A 2,258-nucleotide genomic window follows, 5' to 3' on the forward strand; every position below is an offset into this window, starting at 1 on the left:
GCCGTGATCTTCGGGCGGGTTGATGTCGAGCAGCGTCGCCTGCGCCATCGGCACCAGCGCCGAGCCCGACGCGCCCTGGAGGATGCGGAACCCGATCAGCTCAGGCAGCGTGGTCGAAAGCCCGCACAGCACCGAGGTCGCGGTGAAGGCGAGGATCGACGCCAGCAGCAGCCGGCGGCGGCCGAAGCGGCTGGCGAGCCAGCCGGTCATCGGCGTGGCGATGGCGAGCGCGATGATGTACGAGGTCAGCACCCAGACGATCTGCTCGCGCGAGGCGGACGTCGTGCCCTGCATGTGCGGCAGCGCAACATTGGCAATGGTCGTGTCGATCTGGTTCATGATCGCCGACGCCATCGAAAACAGCACGATCAGGCGGCGTTGCGCGGGGGGAGGATAAGTGTCGGTCATCTCGCCGCTGCTTCCTTGCCCCAGCGGGGGCAGTCCGTCGACCCCGAAGGCGTGCGCGTGGGCGATGGCAGCACCGATCACGTAACAAGCAGTGCGACATTTTGGCAACGTTTTCCGAAATGCGTACGAATTCGAATTCAAGCGATTGAATCGCGCCTTGCGCAACCGCCCGCACTTTGCCAGAGGGCAATTGTCCGGGCCGCCGGGGTAATCGATTCGCGGCCGGCAAGGTTTCCTGTTTCAAGAAGTCGACATGGAGAGGGCAATGAAGCGACTTGCAATTCAATCGTGTGCATCGATGCTCGTGCTGGCCGTCGCCAGCATGGCCGCACCCGCGTTCGCGCAAACCGCACCGGCAGCAGGCGATAACGGCGGCGGTGACTCGCTTTCCGAAATCGTCGTGACCGCGACGCCGGGCAATCGCTCGAAGCTCGACACTTCGGTGTCGATCTCGTCGGTCGATGCGTCGATCGTCAAGGATTTCCACCCGATGTCGGAAGGCGACATGCTGCGCCTGCTGCCGGGTCTCCAGCCCAACATCTCGGGCCCGGGCGGCAACGGCAACTTCGCCGTGCGCGGCCTGCCTGTCGCCACCGGCGGCGCCACTTTCGTCCAGCTCCAGGAAGACGGGCTGCCGACCGTGCTCTATGGCGACATGCAGTTCGGCAACAACGACTACTGGACCAAGTCCAGCCCCACCGATGAGCGCATCGAGGCGATCCGCGGCGGCACCGCCGCGACGCTGGCAAGCCAGGCGCCTGGCGCGGTCATCAACTACATCAGCAAGACCAGCCGTTCGGAAGGGGGATACATCCAGCTCGAGAAGAACCTGACCTACGATTACACCAAGGCCAGCTTCCTCTATTCGGGCATCGTCAACGACAGCACCTACTACAACATCGGCGGCTACTACGATGTCGGCCACGGCCCCTGGCACACCGGCTACAACCTCAGCAATTCCTACCTGATCAAGGGCAACATCACCAAGGAATTCGCCGACAACAAGGGCTACTTCCGCCTGCTGTTCAAGGCGCAGGACACCCGCGAGCCCAATACCCAGGGTGGCCTGATCTGCGGCAATCTCTCCGGCGGCCAGGTTTCGAACCTGTCCACCTGCCCGGGCTTCGATGCGCGCAAGGCCTCGAATTTCTCGGTATACAACACCAACGTCAACTACATCAGTTATGACAGCGGCGGTTACGCCCAGCAGCCGCTCGACGGCATCACCACCAAGGGCCAGTCGATCCAGGCGCAGTTGCACTACAAGTTCGACAATGGCCTGACCGTCGACGACAACGCCCGCTACTCGAGCCTGAGCGGCGGTTTCGCCTCGAACTTCCTCAGCGTCGGCGCGCTCAGCAGCCTGATCGGCAGCAAGGTCAACGGCGTGACCGTGAACCGCGCTGTCTATTCGGCCGGCCCCAACAAGGGCAAGGACGTGGCGGAGGCCTATTACGACAACAACGTCGAGGTCTACACGCGGATCCGCGACGTAGGCAGCTTCGCCAACGACCTGAAGCTGAGCTGGAACGGTGACGTCAGCGGCATCAAGACCAGCCTCACCGGCGGCTGGTTCTACATGAACCAGAAGATCGCGATGGACTGGCACCCGAACCAGTTCAACTCGTCGATCACCCCGAACTCGTCGCCGATCGACCTGCTCGACTCCGCCGGCAACCTGCTCAGCGCCAATGGCTTCACCGGCTACAACAACAACTGGGGCGGCTGCTGCGCACGTACCTACGACTACAGCTTCACCGACAACGCGGCCTATGCCGACCTTATCCTCGATGCCGGCAAGTTCGAGCTCGACGCCTCGATCCGCCACGACATCAACCACGGGTCGGGTT

At 63.0% G+C, this 2,258-nt stretch carries 2 protein-coding genes; one reads left to right on the plus strand and one right to left on the minus strand.

The annotated features are described in order from the left end of the window. Window positions 1-408, minus strand: a 408-nt coding sequence (locus AC1P6P_RS05595) for an MFS transporter (protein WP_481401448.1), incomplete at its 3' end; no start/stop codon positions are given. A gap of 265 nt (window positions 409-673) precedes the next feature. Between AC1P6P_RS05595 and AC1P6P_RS05600 the strand changes: the two genes are divergently transcribed. Then, on the plus strand, window positions 674-2,258 hold a 1,585-nt coding region (locus AC1P6P_RS05600), incomplete at its 3' end, for a TonB-dependent receptor plug domain-containing protein (RefSeq protein ID WP_481401449.1).

It is taken from the genome of Rhizomicrobium sp. (genome assembly GCF_056722145.1).